We start from the raw sequence: 14,682 nt of genomic DNA on the forward strand, positions 1-14,682 counted from the left end.
TAACCAAACCCGCCCACCGTAGATCTACGGCTAGGGGGCCGTTGGTTCTCGATCGCTTCCAAAGATGGAAGCGGGCGTTGATCGGGAGGTGTGTTGATGACCACTGTTCATGTCGCTGCGTCCGATCCGGGCGCGCAATTTCTTGCCCCTAACCAAATCGTTCCGCTGTTGATCGGCGCGACCGTCGACGAGGTCGAGCGCGAGCTCGTGCTCCAGACGCTCGCACGCTGCGACGGCAACCGCACGCGCGCATCGCGCGTGCTCGGCCTGTCGGTGCGCACGCTGCGCAACAAGATCAGGATCTATGCGGCGTCCGGCATCGACGTGCCCGCGTATCACGACTAGCACGCGACGTGGGCACGATTGGTGTTGATCAAGCCCGGCGCAAGGCGCCGGCGGAATTGCTGCTGTCGTCAAACGCCGCTAAGTAGCTTGCTTCCGGTCAAGGGAGCAGCGGCGTGGCAGACGAACAGAAACGGCAGGGACCCCAAGGTCCGCGCGGACGGCAGGGCGAACCGGGACGGCCAGGGCCGCAAGGGCATCCCGGCCGGCGCGGGCCGGATGGCCAGCGTGGCAAGCCGGGACCGCAAGGCAAGCCCGGGGCGGCCGGAAAGGCCGGAGCGCAGGGCAAGGCCGGCCTGCCGGGCAAGCCCGGCGAAGCCGGTGCTCGGGGCGCGGCCGGGCCGGCGGGGCCGCAAGGCCCACGCGGCGAGCCCGGACCGCCCGGCCAGCTGCCGTCGATCGAACAGGTGCTGCCGTGGCTCGATCAACTCTTCGACGCCTGGGACGAGCGCCGCCGCCAGCGCGAGCGTGAAGCCGCCGAGCGCGAGGCGCTGGAAGCCGCCGTGCATGAGGTTGAAGAGGCGATCGTCGATGACGAGGCCGACGACGGCGAAGGCGAAGGCGAAGGCGATGATCACCGGAAGAAGAAGAAAAAGAAGAAGCACGGCCACAAGGACTAGCCGGGCGGAAGTTGCTTCGACGCCCCGGAGGACTCATCCTTGCGCGGCAGCATGCCCATGCGCTCGAACTGCCAGCGCATGGCGCGGTACCAGAGATAGCCGACCAGCGTGCCGAGCAGCGTCAGGATGACGAGGTTGACGCTGCTGTAGGAGCCGCTCCACCACATCATCCATGCGGTCCACAGCACGGTGAAGGTGACGGCACCTGCTCTGAGAGGAATAAGGGGGCGGCTCATGGTCGTGCTCCGGGCTGTCAAAACCCCGGCAGACATCATCGCAAGTTGAGGCCGCTCTCACCGTGAGCCAGATCACGGAATGGACGCAGGACCGCCTAACCGAACCGCAGCCGCGAACGTTCCTTGGCCTTCTCCGCCTCGATCTCACGGTCCCGCGCCGGCGCATGGGTGTGCAGCGAAGTCAGGAGCTTTCGCGCAGCCTCCGACACTTCCGCGACCGCAAGCTCGAAGGCCTCTTCATTGGCCTGCGACGGCTTGTTGAAACCGGAAAGCTTGCGCACGAACTGGAGCGCGCTGGCGTGGATCTCGTCCTCCGTCGCGGGCGGCTCGAAGTTGAACAGCGTCTTGATGTTGCGGCACATGCAGGCTCTCCCGTAGCGGTGTTCCCCTGAGGACGATCGGCGAGGCCGAAATCCTACATCCCGGGCGCAGCCGTGTCATAGGCAGGACCAGCCATATCTGATCCGCAATTATTCCCCTTGCGCGCCGCACCATCGGGGAATGTTTTTCGGGGGGCGATGATGGGTCCGGTCTCGATCCTCCGTGACCAGCTGATAAGATCGCGTCCAACGCGGCCGACCATGAGCCGCATGGGGAGAGAAACATGAAAACGTCTTGCGCGGCGCTAGCGGCCATCCTGCTGTCCATCGCAACGCCGGTTATGGCCGCCGATTATCCAGCGCCGAAGCAAGGCGACTGGATCGCCAAAGACTTCAAGTTGCACACTGGCGAGACCATGCCGGAATTGAAGCTGCACTACACCACTGTCGGCGAGCCCTCTGGCCAGCCCGTGCTGGTGCTGCACGGCACCGGCGGCTCGGGCGCGAGCATGCTGTCGCCCGCCTTCGCCGGCGAGTTGTTCGGCGCGGGACAGCCGCTCGACGCGTCCAAATATTACATCATCATTCCCGACGCGATCGGCCACGGCAAATCGTCAAAACCGTCCGACGGCATGAAGACGAGCTTCCCGAAATACAATTACGACGACATGGTCGAGGCGCAGCATCGCCTCGTGAAGGAAGGCCTCGGCGTCAAGCATCTGCGGCTCGTGATCGGCAATTCGATGGGCGGCATGCAAACCTGGCTGTGGGGCGAGAAATATCCGCAGGAGATGGACGCGCTGGTGCCGATGGCCTCGCAGCCGACCGAGATGGCCTCGCGCAACTGGATGATGCGGCGGATCATGCTCGACACCATCCGCAACGATCCCGACTACAATGGCGGCAACTACACCAGCCAGCCGCGCTTGATGAAATACGCCATCACCGCCTACGGCATCGCCAGCATCGGCGGCACGCTCGCCTATCAGCAGCAGGCGCCGACCGCGGCCAAGGCCGACAAGATCGTCGACGAGCGGCTGGCGACACCGATCACGGCGGATGCCAACGACTTCCTCTACCAGTGGGGCTCCTCGCAAGACTACAATGCCGGCGACAAGCTCGAGCAGATCGAGGCGACGCTGCTGCTGATCAACTCCGCCGACGACGAGCGCAACCCGCCGGAGACCGGCATCACGGACGCCGCGATGAAGCGGGTCAAGAACGGCAAGCTGTATCTGATCCCCGCGAGCACCGAGACGCGCGGCCACGGCACCACCGGCAACGCGAAATTCTACGTCGAGCAGGTCAGGCAATTGCTGCAAACCGCGCCGCAGCGGACGATGTGAGCCAAGCAGCAAGACCGCATGTCGAACGCTCGCTTTCGCAAGGCTGCGCTCGCGCTTCCCGGCGTCATCGAGGGCGCACATCACGGCCATGCCGACTTTCGCGTCGGCAAGCGCTTGTTCGCGACGCTGGGCTATCCCGATGAAAAATGGGGCATGGTGAAGCTCACTCCCGACCAGCAGGCCGTGCTCATCGACGCGGAACCGGGGATGTTTCGTCCGGTCCCCGGCGCCTGGGGCGGGAGCGGCAGCACGAATGTGAAGCTGGCGAAGATCGATCAGGTCACGTTGCGGAGCGCACTCGAGATGGCATGGCGCAATGTCGCGCCTAAGTCGCTGCTTGCATCGCTCGAGACGCGATAGGAAGGATCGTACGCGCAGGTTCGCACTGTGCGTTTGGCTGGCCGCTCATACCGCAACGCATCATATGCGGCATCTCTCGCGCCGCATATTATTTGAGCATGCATTGCGCTGACAGCTCGGGCTTAATCGCATCAACGATACGAATCGAACGCGACGCGATCGCGCGCAGTCGGCGCGCGACGCAGGGAGGAGTTCGCATGCACAGGCTCGCGCTGTGCGTTTGGCTGGCCGCGACGATGGCGCAGACGAGCGCCGCGTTCGCGTTCGACAACGGCCAATACGACCACGTGCCGCCCGACATCCGCGCCTGGTTCAAGAGCGTGATCGCGCCGAACGGCGTGCCCTGCTGCGACATCTCCGACGGCCATCGCACCGACTACGATGTGCGAGGCGGCACCTATTGGGTACCGATCGAGGGACAGTGGATGGAGGTGCCCGAGCGCGCCATCATCCGCGATCGCGGCAATCCGGTCGGCCAGGCCGTTGTGTGGTACGTCCACCATCGCGGCGCGATCATCATCAGTTGCTTCGTGCCGGCCGATGCGGTGTAGGCCGCTCAGGCCTTGAGGTCTCGCCTGGGCGAGGCCTCGACATATTCGATGTCATCGCCGAAATCGTCGAGCGCGGCACGAACGGATTTGGCGTCGGCCTCGGCGACGGTGAAGATCGCGGCCAGGTTTTGCCGCTTCTGTCCCGGAAACAGGCTCTCGGCGGCGTAGCCGGCATCGCCGAGCGTCTTGATGATCTTGCGCCGCCGGCGCTGATCGACATGGTCGTGGAATTTGAATTGCACGGACATGATGCAAAGCTAGCCGCTCGCGGCACCCGATCAAGGTCGCAGAATCTATTTTCGTCCCTTTCTCGCCGGCTTCGCCTTTGTAGTTTTCTTGGCAGTTTTCTTGGCAGCCTTCCTGCCCGATTTCCTTGCCGCTTTCGCGCGGCCGAGCGCAGCGGCAACATCCAGCAGGCCGGCGCCGTATTCCGGCGTAAAATCCTTGCCTCGCATCGCCGGCAATTTGGTCGCAGTCGCGATCAGGCGCCTGGCGACCGCAAACCCGGACGCCCTGGATTTCGTCTTGTTGATGTAGACGAGTGCAGCGGCGCCCGTCACATGCGGTGTTGCCATCGACGTCCCGGGCCAGGAATCGTAGCTGGTATTGTCGGCGAAGCTTGCCTTCATCCGGGGCACCGTCGACAGGATGTTGACACCCGGCGCGACCAGCTTGATGTGCTTCCCCGTATTGGAGAACGAGGCGCGCCGATGGGACTCGTCGACGGCGCCGACTCCGATCGTGTCCGCGTAGCCCGCCGGATATTCCTTCGGATTGCCGTCCTCGAACTCGTTCCCCATCGCGGTGGAGATGACGACGCCGGCATCGATCAGTTCGGCGAAGGCCGTCGCTTCCGTCTTTGAATGGTCCTCGCCGCCAATGCTGAGGTTGATGACCTTGATGTTGGAATCGAGCGCGGCCGCAAGCGCCTTGCTGTAGAAATCGAAGTTGAAATTCTCGTCGTCGCCTGCGCGCTTGGGATCGTCGAACACCTTCCAGCAGTGCAACCGGCAATTGGCCAGGCCTGCGATACCGGCCGAATTATTGACCACGGCCGCGATCGTGCCGCTGACATGGGTGCCATGACCGAGAAAATCACGCGCTCCGTTGCCGTCGTGCCTGTAGTCCTCGATCGCGTCTACGAGATCGGGATGTCCGGCGTCGACACCGCTATCGAGCACAGCGACATGAACCCGCCCCGCACCTGGCCGCGGTCGATCGAACCATCTGATGGCGCGAAGGCCCCACTGCCGGATCTTCATGGGGTCGGCGGCGGCACTGAGCCACCGGTTGGGAACGGGCTCGACCAGATCCACCGCCCTGGAAGCACGCAGGCGCTTCAGGATGCCTGCATCGACCTTCCCGTCCTTCAACTGCACGATCTGAAATCCGGCCAGCGCCTCCCGCGGCGGCGCCGTTGCGGAGCGTGCTATCGAGCGATGAACCGCAGCCAAAGCCATCGCCTGGGGCTGCGCCGGTGCCTCATCGTCGCCGACCACGAACAGCGGCTTCATCGACTGAAGCCCGAAATTGTCGCGCAGGAAATCGATCGGACCTCTGACGTCGTCGGGCATCGCAGCCATCAGCGCGCGTGACGTTGTCGCCTGAAGCGAGGCTGCCGCGATCTGCCGGGCAGCGGCCGGCTTCAACCGAACGATCAATTGTCCCGGGACATGCTTGCGACGGCGTGGCCGATCGCCCGCGACCCGCATTGCCTGCGTTGGGGCCATGACGAATTCCTCGCTTGAAAAGCAACAAAGTACGACACCCGTTATAAGCGAAATTTCTGGTCTACGCCACCTGCGTCATGCCGTGGCTACACCGGGCCGCACCTGCTATTTCGGGGATAGCGGTCGAGCCGGAGAATGCTATCCTGTGCCCCTCAATCAGGGAGACCTTCGTGACCGATCTTTGCGCCGAAGACCTCGCCACCATCTATGCCAAGCCGAGCCCACGCGTGATCGCAAAGGCGCGTCCCGCGATCGATGCGCATGCGAAGAAATTCATCGAGATGTCGCCGTTCTGCGTGCTCGCTACGTCAGGCGTCGACGGCAGCGTCGATGCATCGCCGCGCGGCGGAGGGGTTGGCTTCGTCCATGTCGCCGGCCCCAACCAGGTGCTGATGCCCGACCGTGCCGGCAACAACCGGATCGACAGTTTTCGCAACGTCGTCGAGGGCTCGGGCTTCGTGCATCTGCTGTTCTTCGTCCCCGGCATCGACGAGACGCTGCGCGTCGGCGGACGCGGCACGCTCTCGGCCGATCCGGACCTGCTCGCATCGATGGTGGAATTCGGCAAGCCGCCGCGCGCGGTCCTGAACGTCGCGGTCAGCGAAGTCTATTTCCACTGCGGCAAGGCGCTGATGCGCTCGAAGCTGTGGTCACCGGAGAAGGTGCAGCGCTCGGTGATGCCCAGCATCGGCCAGGTCATTCACGACCAGACTGGCCTGGGGGAGCCGGAGAGCCAGGAGATCGTGGAAGAGCGCTACAAGACGCAGTTGTAGGTGAGAGCGTTCGCCGCTCGAAAGAACCGTCATGCCCGGGCTAGACCCGCCTGCGCGGCCGAAGCCGCTTCGGCGAGGCGAAGGCCCGGGCATCCACGTCTTCGTCGCGCGGCCAAACGTGGATGGCCGGGACAAGCCCGGCCATGACGAAGGAGAGAGCCGGTGCCGGAGCTTAGTGCCCCTCGCCCTCGAGCCCGCCGACGTGCTTCTGCGTGTACAGTTCGAGGCCGATGCGGCCGATCAGGTCGAGCTGGGTTTCGAGGAAATCGATATGGTGTTCCTCGTCGCTCATCAGCTTCTCGAACAGGTCGCGCGTGACGTAGTCCTTGGCGCCGTTGCAATAGCCGGCGGCCTCCTGGTAGAGCGCCCGCGCGCTCATCTCGGCGGCGAGATCGCACTCGATGATCTCCTTGACGTTCTGGCCGATGCGCAAGGGGTCGAGCACCTGCATGTTCGGGAAGCCGTCGAAGAACAGGATCCGCTCGGTGAGCTTGTCGGCGTGCTCCATCTCCTCGATGGACTCCTTGCGCCAGACCTTGGCCATGTCCCGCAGGCCCCAATTGTCGAGGAAGCGGTAGTGCAGCCAGTACTGGTTGATTGCAGTCAGCTCGTGGCGCAGCGCCTTGTTGAGATAGTCGATGACTTTTGCGTCGCCCTGCATGATGCACTCCAAATCTTGCGTCCAAATCGGCCCTAACCGACTTTAGAACGCTTCTAAATCAGTTTAAGGACGAGAGCAACCGGCCACGGGGACGCAGCCGGGGAAAAGCTCAGCCGAAATTGCGGAAGTTTTCAGCAGGCCGCGAGGGCGAACCGGGGGAGTTCCGCCGTCTCGTCATTGGCGGCCACGGTGTGGCTGTGCGGGCAGCCCGAGCAGCAGGACTTGGCGCAGGGGCCAAGCGTTTCGTCGATGATGGTCTTGATGGTACGGGCGCAGCGGCCGCATTCGGCGCTACAGCCGAGGCATCCATAGACCTGCTTGGCATGACGTACGGCGTCGTCGGACTCGGCGACCGCGGCTCGGATGTCGTCATCGCTCAGCACGTTACAGGAACAAACGATCATGGAAGCGGCAGGCCCTTCGGTGATGCGTCATCATCGATATTTAAGGGGCCGTCCGGATGCAAAGGGAAAAACCGGTATTTGAAGCTATTCCAAACTAGCCCGGAAACAGCCTAGAACGGCTCTAAAATAGGGTGTTGTGCTGGATCAAGATCTTGGCGGACCTAGTCACCGCCACCGCCTCCACCACCATCGCCGCCACCTCCGCAATCCCCGCCACTGCTACCGCTATCGCTGCTGGAACAGCTGTCGCTCGAGCTCCCCGAGCTGTCGCTGGAAAACCAACTCCCCAGCGAGAAGCCGTCGCTGGCCGCTGAATAGCCGTCGCCGCTACTCCCTCCGTCACTGCCGGCACCCGCGCGCGAGCGCCGGCCGCGGTTCTGGAGATGCGCGAACCAGCCATAGCCAATCGCGAAAATGACCCCGGCAGCGATCAAAGTATTCATCATCGCGTTGCCCATCGTCGTCTCCCTCGCGGACCTGCGATCCATTAATTGGTCGCCCTCGGCGAAGGTGCCGTTCATTGATCATTCAAACGAAGTATGGAACTTTACCCCCCAAAGAGTTCCCACCTGTTCGTGCGAAAGGTCACGCCAATGAAGAAGTTCTTACTGACGGTCGCTGCCGTCGCCACCCTGGCCCTCACGGCCGGGACACCGGCCCACGCTCAACGTGGTGTCGCCGCCGGCGTGGCCGCCGGGATCATCGGTGGCGCCATTGTCGGCGGCGCGCTGGCTTCTCCGTATTATTACGGACCCGGTCCGGGCTACTCCTATGGCCCCGGTTATTACCCGCCCCGCTACTACGCGCCGGGTCCCGGCTATGTCGCCGACGACTATTACGGTGACGGCTGCGTCTGGCAGAGGCAGCGCTTCTGGGATGGCTACGCCTGGCGCACCCGCCGCGTCAGAGTCTGTGGCTGAGGCGCGCTGAACCGGTTCATTACGGACGCGCCGTTCATCTCCGGGCCTGAAAAAGACCGCTTTTTCTCGTCACAGCTCCGTGCGCGTTTACCGTGGATTGACCAATTGCGCGCTTCCTAGCTGCACGGTCGATTTCATCAGAGTGTGCGTGAACCTTTGAAACCCGGACGCTCCTAACAAGGGACGTCCATCTCCCAGGAGAGCCAAGAGCATGAAGAAGACTTTTGTTGCCGCCCTCACGGTTGCGACGATCGCCGGTTCGCTGGTGACCGCCACTCCGTCCGCGAAGGCCCATGACGGCGTCGGCGCCGGCATCGCCGCCGGCCTGATCGGTGGCGCCATCGTCGGCGGCGCCATCGCGTCGAGCCGTCCCGCCTATGGCGGACCGGTCTACGTGGCCGAGCCCCCGCCGCCCGCGCCCTGCTACTGGCAGCGCCAGCGCTATTGGGACGGTTACGGCTGGGTCGTCCGCCCGGTTCGCGTTTGCTACTGATCCGATCGCATGGCGCATCCGCGCCGCGATCGAAGCCCGGCCGAGCACCTCGGCCGGGCTTTTTTCTTTGGTGAAGAGTTGAGCCCGTTACCGCGCCGCCTGGATCGAGCGCAGCACCTCTTCGCTCGGCCAGCAATCGACCTTGATGCCTGCCGACTTCTGGTAGGCGCCGAGCGCCGCGCGCGTCTGCATCCCGGCCTTGCCGTCGATCTTGTCCTTGTAGAGCCCGACGCGCGTGAGCCCGCGCTGCATGGTCTCGACGTCCTTGGTGCGCAACTGCTTGGAGGCCGCCCATTGTGTCGCGAACGGCAGCGGGCGCGTCATGCGGTCGCCGAGATGGCCGACGAACAGCACGTAGAGGTCGGAGAAATTGTACTCCTTGATGACGAAGTAGTTCTTCGTCGTCAGGAACGACGGGCCGTAAATGCCTTCCGGCTGCAGCAGTGAGGCCGGCTGCGCCTGCTCGGCAGCGCTCAGCTTCTCGCCACGCACCGGCACAAAACCTTCGCGCAACCACTGGCCGATCGGTTTCGTCACCTCGGGCACGCCGCTGGTGCAATCGACCTTGGCCGGCGCCTGCACCTCGTAAGCCCAGCGCACGCCGCTCTGCCAGCCCTTGTTGACGAGCTGTTGCGCGGCCGAGGCCAGTGCATCCGGCACCGAATGCCAGATGTCGATGCGGCCGTCGCCTTCGAAGTCGACACCGTGCTTGTAATATTCGGACGGCAGGAATTGCGTGAGCCCGGTGGCTCCTGCCCAGGACGAGCGCATGTCCTTGCGCGTCACCACGCCCTCGCCGAGGATCTTCAGCGACAGGATGAACTCGTTGCGATAGGTGTCCTTGCGACGCCCGACATAGGCCTGCGTCGCCAGCACGCGCACGAGATCGTAAGGCAGCGTGTAGCGGCCGTAATCGGTCTCGCGGCCCCAGATCGCGAGCATGATGGTGGCCGGCACGCCGGATTTCTTCTCGATCTCGGTCAGCGCCGGACGATATTTTTGCAGCAGCCGCTGCCCCTCGCCCGCAAGCCGCGCGATCGAGGCTTCCTTGACGTAGTCGGCAGGCACCTGCACGAACTCGGCCTGCGACGGCGCACCGGTGGCCGGCCGCCCGGGCAAGATGAGATCGGGGAGCTTGTAATCAGGCTCGAGCCCGCGCGTCTGCTCATCGAATGTCGCGCGCGACACGCCGGCGGCCTGCGCCTCCGGCCAGAGCGAGGCGATGAACTGCGTGAAGGCAGCGTCGGCAGCGCGGGCGGGCGACAGGCCGCAGATGATCGTGATCACCGCAGCTATGAGCGCCCGCCGCATCATGCCCTCATCACCGCGTCAGCTTCTTGTACTTCACGCGGTGCGGAATGATGCTGTCCTGGCCGAGCCGGCGCATCTTGTCCTTCTCGTAGTCCTGGAAGTTGCCTTCGAACCATTCGACGTGGCTCTCGCCTTCGAAGGCCAGGATGTGGGTCGCGATGCGGTCGAGGAACCAGCGGTCATGGCTGATGATGACGGCGCAGCCGGCAAAATCTTCCAGCGCCTCTTCGAGCGCGCGCAACGTGTCGACGTCGAGATCGTTGGTCGGTTCGTCGAGCAGCAGCACGTTGGCGCCGGACTTCAGCATCTTGGCGAGATGCACGCGGTTGCGCTCACCGCCGGAGAGCGCACCGACCTTCTTCTGCTGGTCGGCGCCCTTGAAGTTGAACGACGAGCAATAGCCGCGCGAGTTCACTTCCTTCTTGCCGAGCAGGATCAGCTCGTTGCCGCCGGAAATCTCCTCCCACACGTTCTTGTTGCCGTCGAGCGCGTCGCGCGACTGGTCGACATAGCCGAGATGCACGGTCTCGCCGACCGTGATGGTGCCCTTGTCCGGCGTTTCCTGCTTGGTGATCATCTTGAACAGCGTGGTCTTGCCGGCGCCGTTGGCGCCGATCACGCCGACGATCCCGCCTGGCGGCAGCTTGAAGGTAAGATCGTCGATCAGCAGGCGATCGCCATAGCCTTTGCTGAGCGTTTCGAAATCGACCACGTTGGCGCCGAGCCGCTCGGCGACGGGGATGATGATCTGCGCGGTCTGGGTCTGCTTCTCGCTCGCCTGCTTGAGCAGATCCTCGTAGCGCTGGTAGCGCGCCTTGGATTTGGCCTGGCGCGCCTTCGGCGAGGACGCGACCCATTCCTGCTCGCGCGCGATCGTCTTCTGATGCGCAGCGTCTTCGCGGCCTTCCTGCTCGAGCCGCTTCTGCTTCTGCACCAGCCAGGACGAGTAGTTGCCCTCGTAGGGAATGCCCTTGCCGCGGTCGAGCTCGAGAATCCAGCTCGTGACGTTGTCGAGGAAGTAGCGGTCGTGGGTGACGATCAGGATCGCGCCGGGATAGTTGCGCAGATGACCTTCCAGCCACGACACCGACTCGGCGTCGAGGTGGTTGGTCGGTTCGTCGAGCAGCAACAATTCCGGCTGGTCGAGCAGCAGTTTGCACAACGCGACGCGGCGACGCTCACCGCCCGAGAGTTTTGTCACATCGGCATCGTCGGGCGGACAGCGCAGTGCGTCCATCGCCTGGTCGACCTTGCTGTCGAGATCCCAGAGGCCCTGGGCCTCGATCTCGTCCTGCAGCTTGGTCATCTCGTCGGCGGTTTCTTCCGAATAGTTCATCGCCAGCTCGTTGTAGCGATCGAGGATGGCCTTCTGCTTGGCGACACCCAGCATGACGTTCTCGCGCGCGGAGAGCGCCGGATCGAGATGCGGTTCCTGCTCGAGATAGCCGACGCGGGCGCCCTGGGCGACCCAGGCCTCGCCGTTATACTCCTTGTCGAGGCCGGCCATGATCTTGAGCAGCGTCGACTTGCCCGAGCCGTTGACGCCGAGCACGCCGATCTTGGCGTCCGGGTAGAACGACAGATGAATGTTATCGAGCACCTTCCGGGTCGGGTAGCTCTTGGTCAGGCCCTGCATGAAATAGATGAACTGGCGCGCCATCGGTCCCGTGAAACCTTCGATTTGAGGAAATTTGCTTGCCGCCGATGTAACGATCCCGCCCCCAAAGGGCAATGTTTTCCCTCCGTTCACTACGGATCAATATGGAATGGACACCATCCGGCCGCCGATCCGGACAATTGAAACCATTTTTTAATAAAGTGGGCCAAAGCTCGTCATGGCGCCGAAAAAGACGCCACCCGCGGCAGAAGCGACGGGGAGAACAGCGAGGCCACATCATGGCTCTGATCGAGACCAATTCCATAGCCGTTCCGGCACGAGCCGGTAGCGCTTCCGGACTCGTCACGGAGATCAAGGGCTTCTGGAAGCGTTTCTTCGCCACGGCTTTCAACCCTTACCGCCCCGAGCTGCACTACATGCGTGGTCCCGGTCCCGCCTGGCGCGCCAAGCACGGCATGGATACGCCGTTCCGCCTCAAGCCCCGCGACCTCTGAGCCCTTCTCTCCTATCGGATTTTTGAACACGTCAGCTGCTTGCGCGCAGGCGTGATTGCGCGCAACCATGGCCAGGTTCCGACGATGGCGCTCCCCGCCTGGCGCCATCACCTCTCGCCATGGATGAAAGCTGATGACGCGGCTGCGCTGTGCAATTCTCGACGACTATTTCAACCTCGCCCTCGACGTCGCCGACTGGCAAAAAATGTCCGACCGCGTCGACGTCACCGTGTTCAGCCATCCCTTTGCCTCGGAGCAGGCCGCGGCGAGCGCGCTGGCCGATTTCGAGATCATCTGCGCGATGCGCGAGCGCACGGCGTTCCCCAAGAGCCTGTTCGCGTCGCTGCCGAAGCTGAAGCTGCTTTTGACCTCCGGCATGCGCAACGCCTCGATCGACATGGAGGCTGCGAAGGCGCAAGGCGTTGCCATCGGCGGCACGCAATACTCCCGCGATCCGACCGCGCCGCTGACCATGGGCCTGATCCTCGAACTGACCCGCGGCATCGGCCGCGAGAACGCGCGCATGCATGCCGGCGAGCCCTGGCAGAGCTTTGCCGGTGTCGAGATCGAGGGACTGACGCTCGGCGTCGTCGGGCTCGGCAAGCTCGGCAGCAAGATGGCGGGCATCGCGAAAGCATTCGGCATGAACGTGATCGCCTGGAGCCCGAACCTCACGCCGGAGAAATGCGCGGCGGCCGGCGTCGGCTACGCCACCAAGGAGGAGCTGTTCGCCAAGGCCGATATCGTCACCATCCACGTGGTGCTGAGCGATCGTTCGCGCGGACTGGTCGGAGCTGCCGATCTCGCGCGGATGAAGCCGACGGCCTTCCTCGTCAACACCGCGCGCGGTCCGATCGTGGACGAGCAGGCGCTGCTGGAAGCCTTGCAGCAGCGGAAGATCGCGGGCGCCGGCATCGACGTGTTCTCGGTCGAGCCGCTGCCGGTCGACCATCCCTTCCGCAAGCTCGACAATCTCGTGCTGACGCCGCATCTCGGCTACGCCACCGAGGACGGCTTGCGCATCCATTACGGGCAGATGGTCGAGGCGATCGACGCCTTCACCGGGGGTCGCGAGCTGCCGCGCAAGCTGGCCTGAAACGAAAAGGGCGTGCCGACGGCACGCCCTTCGCGATTTGAGCTGTTTCGAAGCGCTTAGCGCACGGTGACCGGCGCGGGCAGCGGCGGCACCACCGTCGGCTGGGTGCCCGGGACGGGGCCAGCCTGGGCAGCCATCGGAGCCGGACCGGCAGCGCCCGACGTCGGCGCAGCGGAGGCGGTCGCCGTTCCCGGCGGCGGGCCACCCGGCATCACCACCACGCGGGTGCCGACCTTGACGCGGTCGAACAGGTCGGAGACGTCCTCGTTCAGCATGCCGATGCAGCCCGACGACACGAACTTGCCGATGGTCGAAGGCTGGTTGGTGCCGTGGATGCGGTAGACGGTCGAGCCGAGATACATCGCGCGTGCGCCGAGCGGATTGCCGGGGCCGCCGGCCATGAAGCGCGGCAGATAGGGCTGACGCTCGATCATCTCGGTCGGCGGATGCCAATCCGGCCACTCGGCCTTGCGGGTGATCTTCTGCACGCCGGTCCAGGTGAAGCCATCGCGGCCGACGCGGACGCCGTAGCGGATCGCACGGCCGCCTCCGAGCACGTAGTAGAGGTAGGTGTTCGGGGTATCGACAATGAGCGTTCCAGCCGGCTCCTTGGTCGCCAGCGAGACTTCCTGGCGGCGCAGGTTCGGCGACAACTGCGCGGGAGCAGCGTCGGGCTGCTCCTCGGGCGGCAGCGAAGCGATCGCCATCGGCCGGCCATCGTTGCCCACGGGCGGCTGGCCGGACTGAACCGTTCCGGTCGCGGCGGGACCACCGACGGCCTCCGGCGGACGCAGGCCGTCCCTGCCGGGTGCCTGACCCGGGCGATCGGCATAGATCACCGCGGGCGGGCCGGCGGGGCGGCCGTAGCGGGGATCGTCGGGCGACATCACGGGACCCTGCGGCGGCGCCGCCGAATAGACCGGCGGAGCGCCAGCCGGACGGCCATAGCGCGGATCATCGGGCGACATCACCGGCCCCTGCGGCGGGGCGGCGGAATAGACCGGCGGAGGGCCAGCCGGGCGGCCGTAACGCGGATCGTCGGCCGGACCGGGCGGCGGCAGCGACGCCTGCGGCATCGCGTCGTCTTCGTCGTCCAGCGAGTCGAAATTCGGCGTGCGGTCGCCGGGGCGATATTCGGCCGGAGCGCCATAGCTCGGCGCCTGCTGGACCGGATAGCTCTGAGCCTGTGCGAGCGAGGTTCCCGCCGCAGCGACTGTTGCGGCAGCGCATATCGTCAGAAAATGTTTGATCATCATCGCTCTTGTATAGTCCCCGAGCCCATCCGGACCGTTAACGGCCAGATGACCGAAGATAGCGGCACATTCAAGACATTACAGGCTGATTTGTGCCTGAGTTAGCGATTTGTGATGCAGGCACACACAGTTGCCCCGTTGCATCACGGGGCGG

At 64.4% G+C, this 14,682-nt stretch carries 20 protein-coding genes; 10 read left to right on the forward strand and 10 right to left on the reverse strand.

Annotated features, from left to right (window positions below; genetic code table 11):
• Positions 1 to 96 precede the first annotated feature (96 nt).
• Both ABIA90_RS21430 and ABIA90_RS21435 read left to right on the forward strand, forming a co-directional pair.
• On the forward strand, positions 97 to 345 hold the full coding sequence (locus ABIA90_RS21430; protein WP_071910270.1) for a helix-turn-helix domain-containing protein: 249 nt from the start codon (positions 97 to 99) through the stop codon (positions 343 to 345).
• Positions 346 to 458: 113 nt separating this feature from the next.
• Positions 459 to 962 (forward strand): collagen-like triple helix repeat-containing protein, encoded by a 504-nt coding sequence (locus ABIA90_RS21435; protein WP_354119475.1) that lies wholly within the window; start codon positions 459 to 461, stop codon positions 960 to 962.
• On the opposite strand, the gene ABIA90_RS21440 is transcribed toward ABIA90_RS21435, so the two are convergent.
• Together ABIA90_RS21440 and ABIA90_RS21445 are read right to left on the reverse strand one after the other, a co-directional pair.
• Positions 959 to 1,198, reverse strand: a complete 240-nt coding sequence (locus ABIA90_RS21440; protein WP_028152311.1) for a hypothetical protein — start codon at positions 1,196 to 1,198, stop codon at positions 959 to 961. The genes ABIA90_RS21435 and ABIA90_RS21440 overlap by 4 nt on opposite strands.
• 95 nt (positions 1,199 to 1,293) lie before the next feature.
• Entirely contained in the window at positions 1,294 to 1,560 is a 267-nt protein-coding gene (locus ABIA90_RS21445; RefSeq protein WP_063981478.1) for a DUF2277 domain-containing protein, read from the reverse strand.
• A gap of 242 nt (positions 1,561 to 1,802) precedes the next feature.
• Between ABIA90_RS21445 and ABIA90_RS21450 the strand changes: the two genes are divergently transcribed.
• From ABIA90_RS21450 to ABIA90_RS21460, 3 genes are all read left to right on the forward strand, one after another.
• Positions 1,803 to 2,864 carry an alpha/beta fold hydrolase gene (locus ABIA90_RS21450; protein ID WP_354119474.1) on the forward strand — a complete coding sequence of 354 codons (1,062 nt, stop codon included), beginning with the start codon at positions 1,803 to 1,805 and terminating at the stop codon, positions 2,862 to 2,864.
• 18 nt (positions 2,865 to 2,882) lie between these two features.
• On the forward strand, positions 2,883 to 3,224 hold the full coding sequence (locus ABIA90_RS21455) for an MmcQ/YjbR family DNA-binding protein (protein WP_354119473.1): 342 nt from the start codon (positions 2,883 to 2,885) through the stop codon (positions 3,222 to 3,224).
• A gap of 197 nt (positions 3,225 to 3,421) precedes the next feature.
• Positions 3,422 to 3,775, forward strand: coding sequence for a hypothetical protein (locus tag ABIA90_RS21460; protein WP_028152315.1), 354 nt, complete (start codon positions 3,422 to 3,424; stop codon positions 3,773 to 3,775).
• Between the two features lie 5 nt (positions 3,776 to 3,780).
• Here the strand turns inward: ABIA90_RS21460 and ABIA90_RS21465 are convergent, their stop codons facing one another.
• Complete coding sequence (locus tag ABIA90_RS21465; RefSeq protein WP_085405162.1) at positions 3,781 to 4,023, reverse strand: hypothetical protein; 243 nt, start codon at positions 4,021 to 4,023, stop codon at positions 3,781 to 3,783.
• Between the two features lie 45 nt (positions 4,024 to 4,068).
• A complete protein-coding gene (locus ABIA90_RS21470) occupies positions 4,069 to 5,505 on the reverse strand; it encodes a S8 family peptidase (protein ID WP_354119472.1) in 1,437 nt (478 codons plus the stop codon).
• Between the two features lie 170 nt (positions 5,506 to 5,675).
• Here ABIA90_RS21470 and ABIA90_RS21475 point away from each other — a divergent pair, with 170 nt between their 5' ends.
• Positions 5,676 to 6,278, forward strand: coding sequence for a pyridoxamine 5'-phosphate oxidase family protein (locus ABIA90_RS21475; protein ID WP_028156299.1), 603 nt, complete (start codon positions 5,676 to 5,678; stop codon positions 6,276 to 6,278).
• 172 nt (positions 6,279 to 6,450) lie between these two features.
• On the opposite strand, the gene bfr is transcribed toward ABIA90_RS21475, so the two are convergent.
• The 3 genes from bfr to ABIA90_RS21490 all read right to left on the reverse strand — a co-directional run bounded on the left by bfr (position 6,451) and on the right by ABIA90_RS21490 (position 7,801).
• Positions 6,451 to 6,939, reverse strand: coding sequence for a bacterioferritin (bfr, locus tag ABIA90_RS21480; RefSeq protein ID WP_014492874.1), 489 nt, complete (start codon positions 6,937 to 6,939; stop codon positions 6,451 to 6,453).
• 131 nt (positions 6,940 to 7,070) lie between these two features.
• The gene (locus ABIA90_RS21485) at positions 7,071 to 7,343 is read right to left on the reverse strand and encodes a (2Fe-2S)-binding protein (RefSeq protein ID WP_063981474.1); all 273 of its coding nucleotides are present in this window, start codon (positions 7,341 to 7,343) and stop codon (positions 7,071 to 7,073) included.
• 161 nt (positions 7,344 to 7,504) lie between these two features.
• The gene (locus tag ABIA90_RS21490) at positions 7,505 to 7,801 is read right to left on the reverse strand and encodes a hypothetical protein (RefSeq protein WP_085405318.1); all 297 of its coding nucleotides are present in this window, start codon (positions 7,799 to 7,801) and stop codon (positions 7,505 to 7,507) included.
• Between the two features lie 135 nt (positions 7,802 to 7,936).
• Between ABIA90_RS21490 and ABIA90_RS21495 the strand changes: the two genes are divergently transcribed.
• Positions 7,937 to 8,263, forward strand: coding sequence for a hypothetical protein (locus tag ABIA90_RS21495; protein WP_063981473.1), 327 nt, complete (start codon positions 7,937 to 7,939; stop codon positions 8,261 to 8,263).
• A 211-nt stretch (positions 8,264 to 8,474) separates the two neighbouring features.
• The gene (locus ABIA90_RS21500; protein ID WP_014492871.1) at positions 8,475 to 8,756 is read left to right on the forward strand and encodes a hypothetical protein; all 282 of its coding nucleotides are present in this window, start codon (positions 8,475 to 8,477) and stop codon (positions 8,754 to 8,756) included.
• A gap of 87 nt (positions 8,757 to 8,843) precedes the next feature.
• Here ABIA90_RS21500 and ABIA90_RS21505 read toward each other — a convergent pair whose 3' ends face one another.
• Both ABIA90_RS21505 and ettA read right to left on the reverse strand, forming a co-directional pair.
• Entirely contained in the window at positions 8,844 to 10,070 is a 1,227-nt protein-coding gene (locus ABIA90_RS21505; protein ID WP_354119471.1) for a lytic murein transglycosylase, read from the reverse strand.
• Between the two features lie 7 nt (positions 10,071 to 10,077).
• Positions 10,078 to 11,727 carry an energy-dependent translational throttle protein EttA gene (gene ettA, locus ABIA90_RS21510; RefSeq protein ID WP_166102215.1) on the reverse strand — a complete coding sequence of 550 codons (1,650 nt, stop codon included), beginning with the start codon at positions 11,725 to 11,727 and terminating at the stop codon, positions 10,078 to 10,080.
• Positions 11,728 to 11,963: 236 nt separating this feature from the next.
• Here ettA and ABIA90_RS21515 point away from each other — a divergent pair, with 236 nt between their 5' ends.
• Positions 11,964 to 12,179, forward strand: a complete 216-nt coding sequence (locus ABIA90_RS21515) for a hypothetical protein (RefSeq protein WP_028152324.1) — start codon at positions 11,964 to 11,966, stop codon at positions 12,177 to 12,179.
• A 133-nt stretch (positions 12,180 to 12,312) separates the two neighbouring features.
• Positions 12,313 to 13,275: a D-2-hydroxyacid dehydrogenase family protein gene (locus ABIA90_RS21520; RefSeq protein ID WP_354119470.1), complete on the forward strand. Its 963-nt coding sequence runs from the start codon at positions 12,313 to 12,315 to the stop codon at positions 13,273 to 13,275.
• A gap of 56 nt (positions 13,276 to 13,331) precedes the next feature.
• Here ABIA90_RS21520 and ABIA90_RS21525 read toward each other — a convergent pair whose 3' ends face one another.
• Positions 13,332 to 14,528: a L,D-transpeptidase family protein gene (locus ABIA90_RS21525; RefSeq protein WP_071917197.1), complete on the reverse strand. Its 1,197-nt coding sequence runs from the start codon at positions 14,526 to 14,528 to the stop codon at positions 13,332 to 13,334.
• Positions 14,529 to 14,682: the final 154 nt, after the last annotated feature.

Origin of the sequence: Bradyrhizobium sp. LA6.8 (genome assembly GCF_040547935.1) — a bacterium.
GTDB classification, from domain to species: Bacteria; Pseudomonadota; Alphaproteobacteria; order Rhizobiales; family Xanthobacteraceae; genus Bradyrhizobium; species Bradyrhizobium barranii.

Excerpts from the sequence above, each read along its gene's own strand:
- ABIA90_RS21430 (WP_071910270.1), top strand. The coding sequence starts at position 97 with ATGACCACTGTTCATGTCGCTGCGTCCGATCCGGGCGCGCAATTTCTT.
- ABIA90_RS21440 (WP_028152311.1), bottom strand. The coding sequence starts at position 1,198 with ATGAGCCGCCCCCTTATTCCTCTCAGAGCAGGTGCCGTCACCTTCACC.
- ABIA90_RS21445 (WP_063981478.1), bottom strand. The coding sequence starts at position 1,560 with ATGTGCCGCAACATCAAGACGCTGTTCAACTTCGAGCCGCCCGCGACG.
- ABIA90_RS21450 (WP_354119474.1), top strand. The coding sequence starts at position 1,803 with ATGAAAACGTCTTGCGCGGCGCTAGCGGCCATCCTGCTGTCCATCGCA.
- ABIA90_RS21455 (WP_354119473.1), top strand. The coding sequence starts at position 2,883 with ATGTCGAACGCTCGCTTTCGCAAGGCTGCGCTCGCGCTTCCCGGCGTC.
- ABIA90_RS21460 (WP_028152315.1), top strand. The coding sequence starts at position 3,422 with ATGCACAGGCTCGCGCTGTGCGTTTGGCTGGCCGCGACGATGGCGCAG.
- ABIA90_RS21465 (WP_085405162.1), bottom strand. The coding sequence starts at position 4,023 with ATGTCCGTGCAATTCAAATTCCACGACCATGTCGATCAGCGCCGGCGG.
- ABIA90_RS21470 (WP_354119472.1), bottom strand. The coding sequence starts at position 5,505 with ATGGCCCCAACGCAGGCAATGCGGGTCGCGGGCGATCGGCCACGCCGT.
- bfr (WP_014492874.1), bottom strand. The coding sequence starts at position 6,939 with ATGCAGGGCGACGCAAAAGTCATCGACTATCTCAACAAGGCGCTGCGC.
- ABIA90_RS21485 (WP_063981474.1), bottom strand. The coding sequence starts at position 7,343 with ATGATCGTTTGTTCCTGTAACGTGCTGAGCGATGACGACATCCGAGCC.
- ABIA90_RS21490 (WP_085405318.1), bottom strand. The coding sequence starts at position 7,801 with ATGGGCAACGCGATGATGAATACTTTGATCGCTGCCGGGGTCATTTTC.
- ABIA90_RS21495 (WP_063981473.1), top strand. The coding sequence starts at position 7,937 with ATGAAGAAGTTCTTACTGACGGTCGCTGCCGTCGCCACCCTGGCCCTC.
- ABIA90_RS21500 (WP_014492871.1), top strand. The coding sequence starts at position 8,475 with ATGAAGAAGACTTTTGTTGCCGCCCTCACGGTTGCGACGATCGCCGGT.
- ABIA90_RS21505 (WP_354119471.1), bottom strand. The coding sequence starts at position 10,070 with ATGATGCGGCGGGCGCTCATAGCTGCGGTGATCACGATCATCTGCGGC.
- ettA (WP_166102215.1), bottom strand. The coding sequence starts at position 11,727 with ATGGCGCGCCAGTTCATCTATTTCATGCAGGGCCTGACCAAGAGCTAC.
- ABIA90_RS21515 (WP_028152324.1), top strand. The coding sequence starts at position 11,964 with ATGGCTCTGATCGAGACCAATTCCATAGCCGTTCCGGCACGAGCCGGT.
- ABIA90_RS21520 (WP_354119470.1), top strand. The coding sequence starts at position 12,313 with ATGACGCGGCTGCGCTGTGCAATTCTCGACGACTATTTCAACCTCGCC.
- ABIA90_RS21525 (WP_071917197.1), bottom strand. The coding sequence starts at position 14,528 with ATGATCAAACATTTTCTGACGATATGCGCTGCCGCAACAGTCGCTGCG.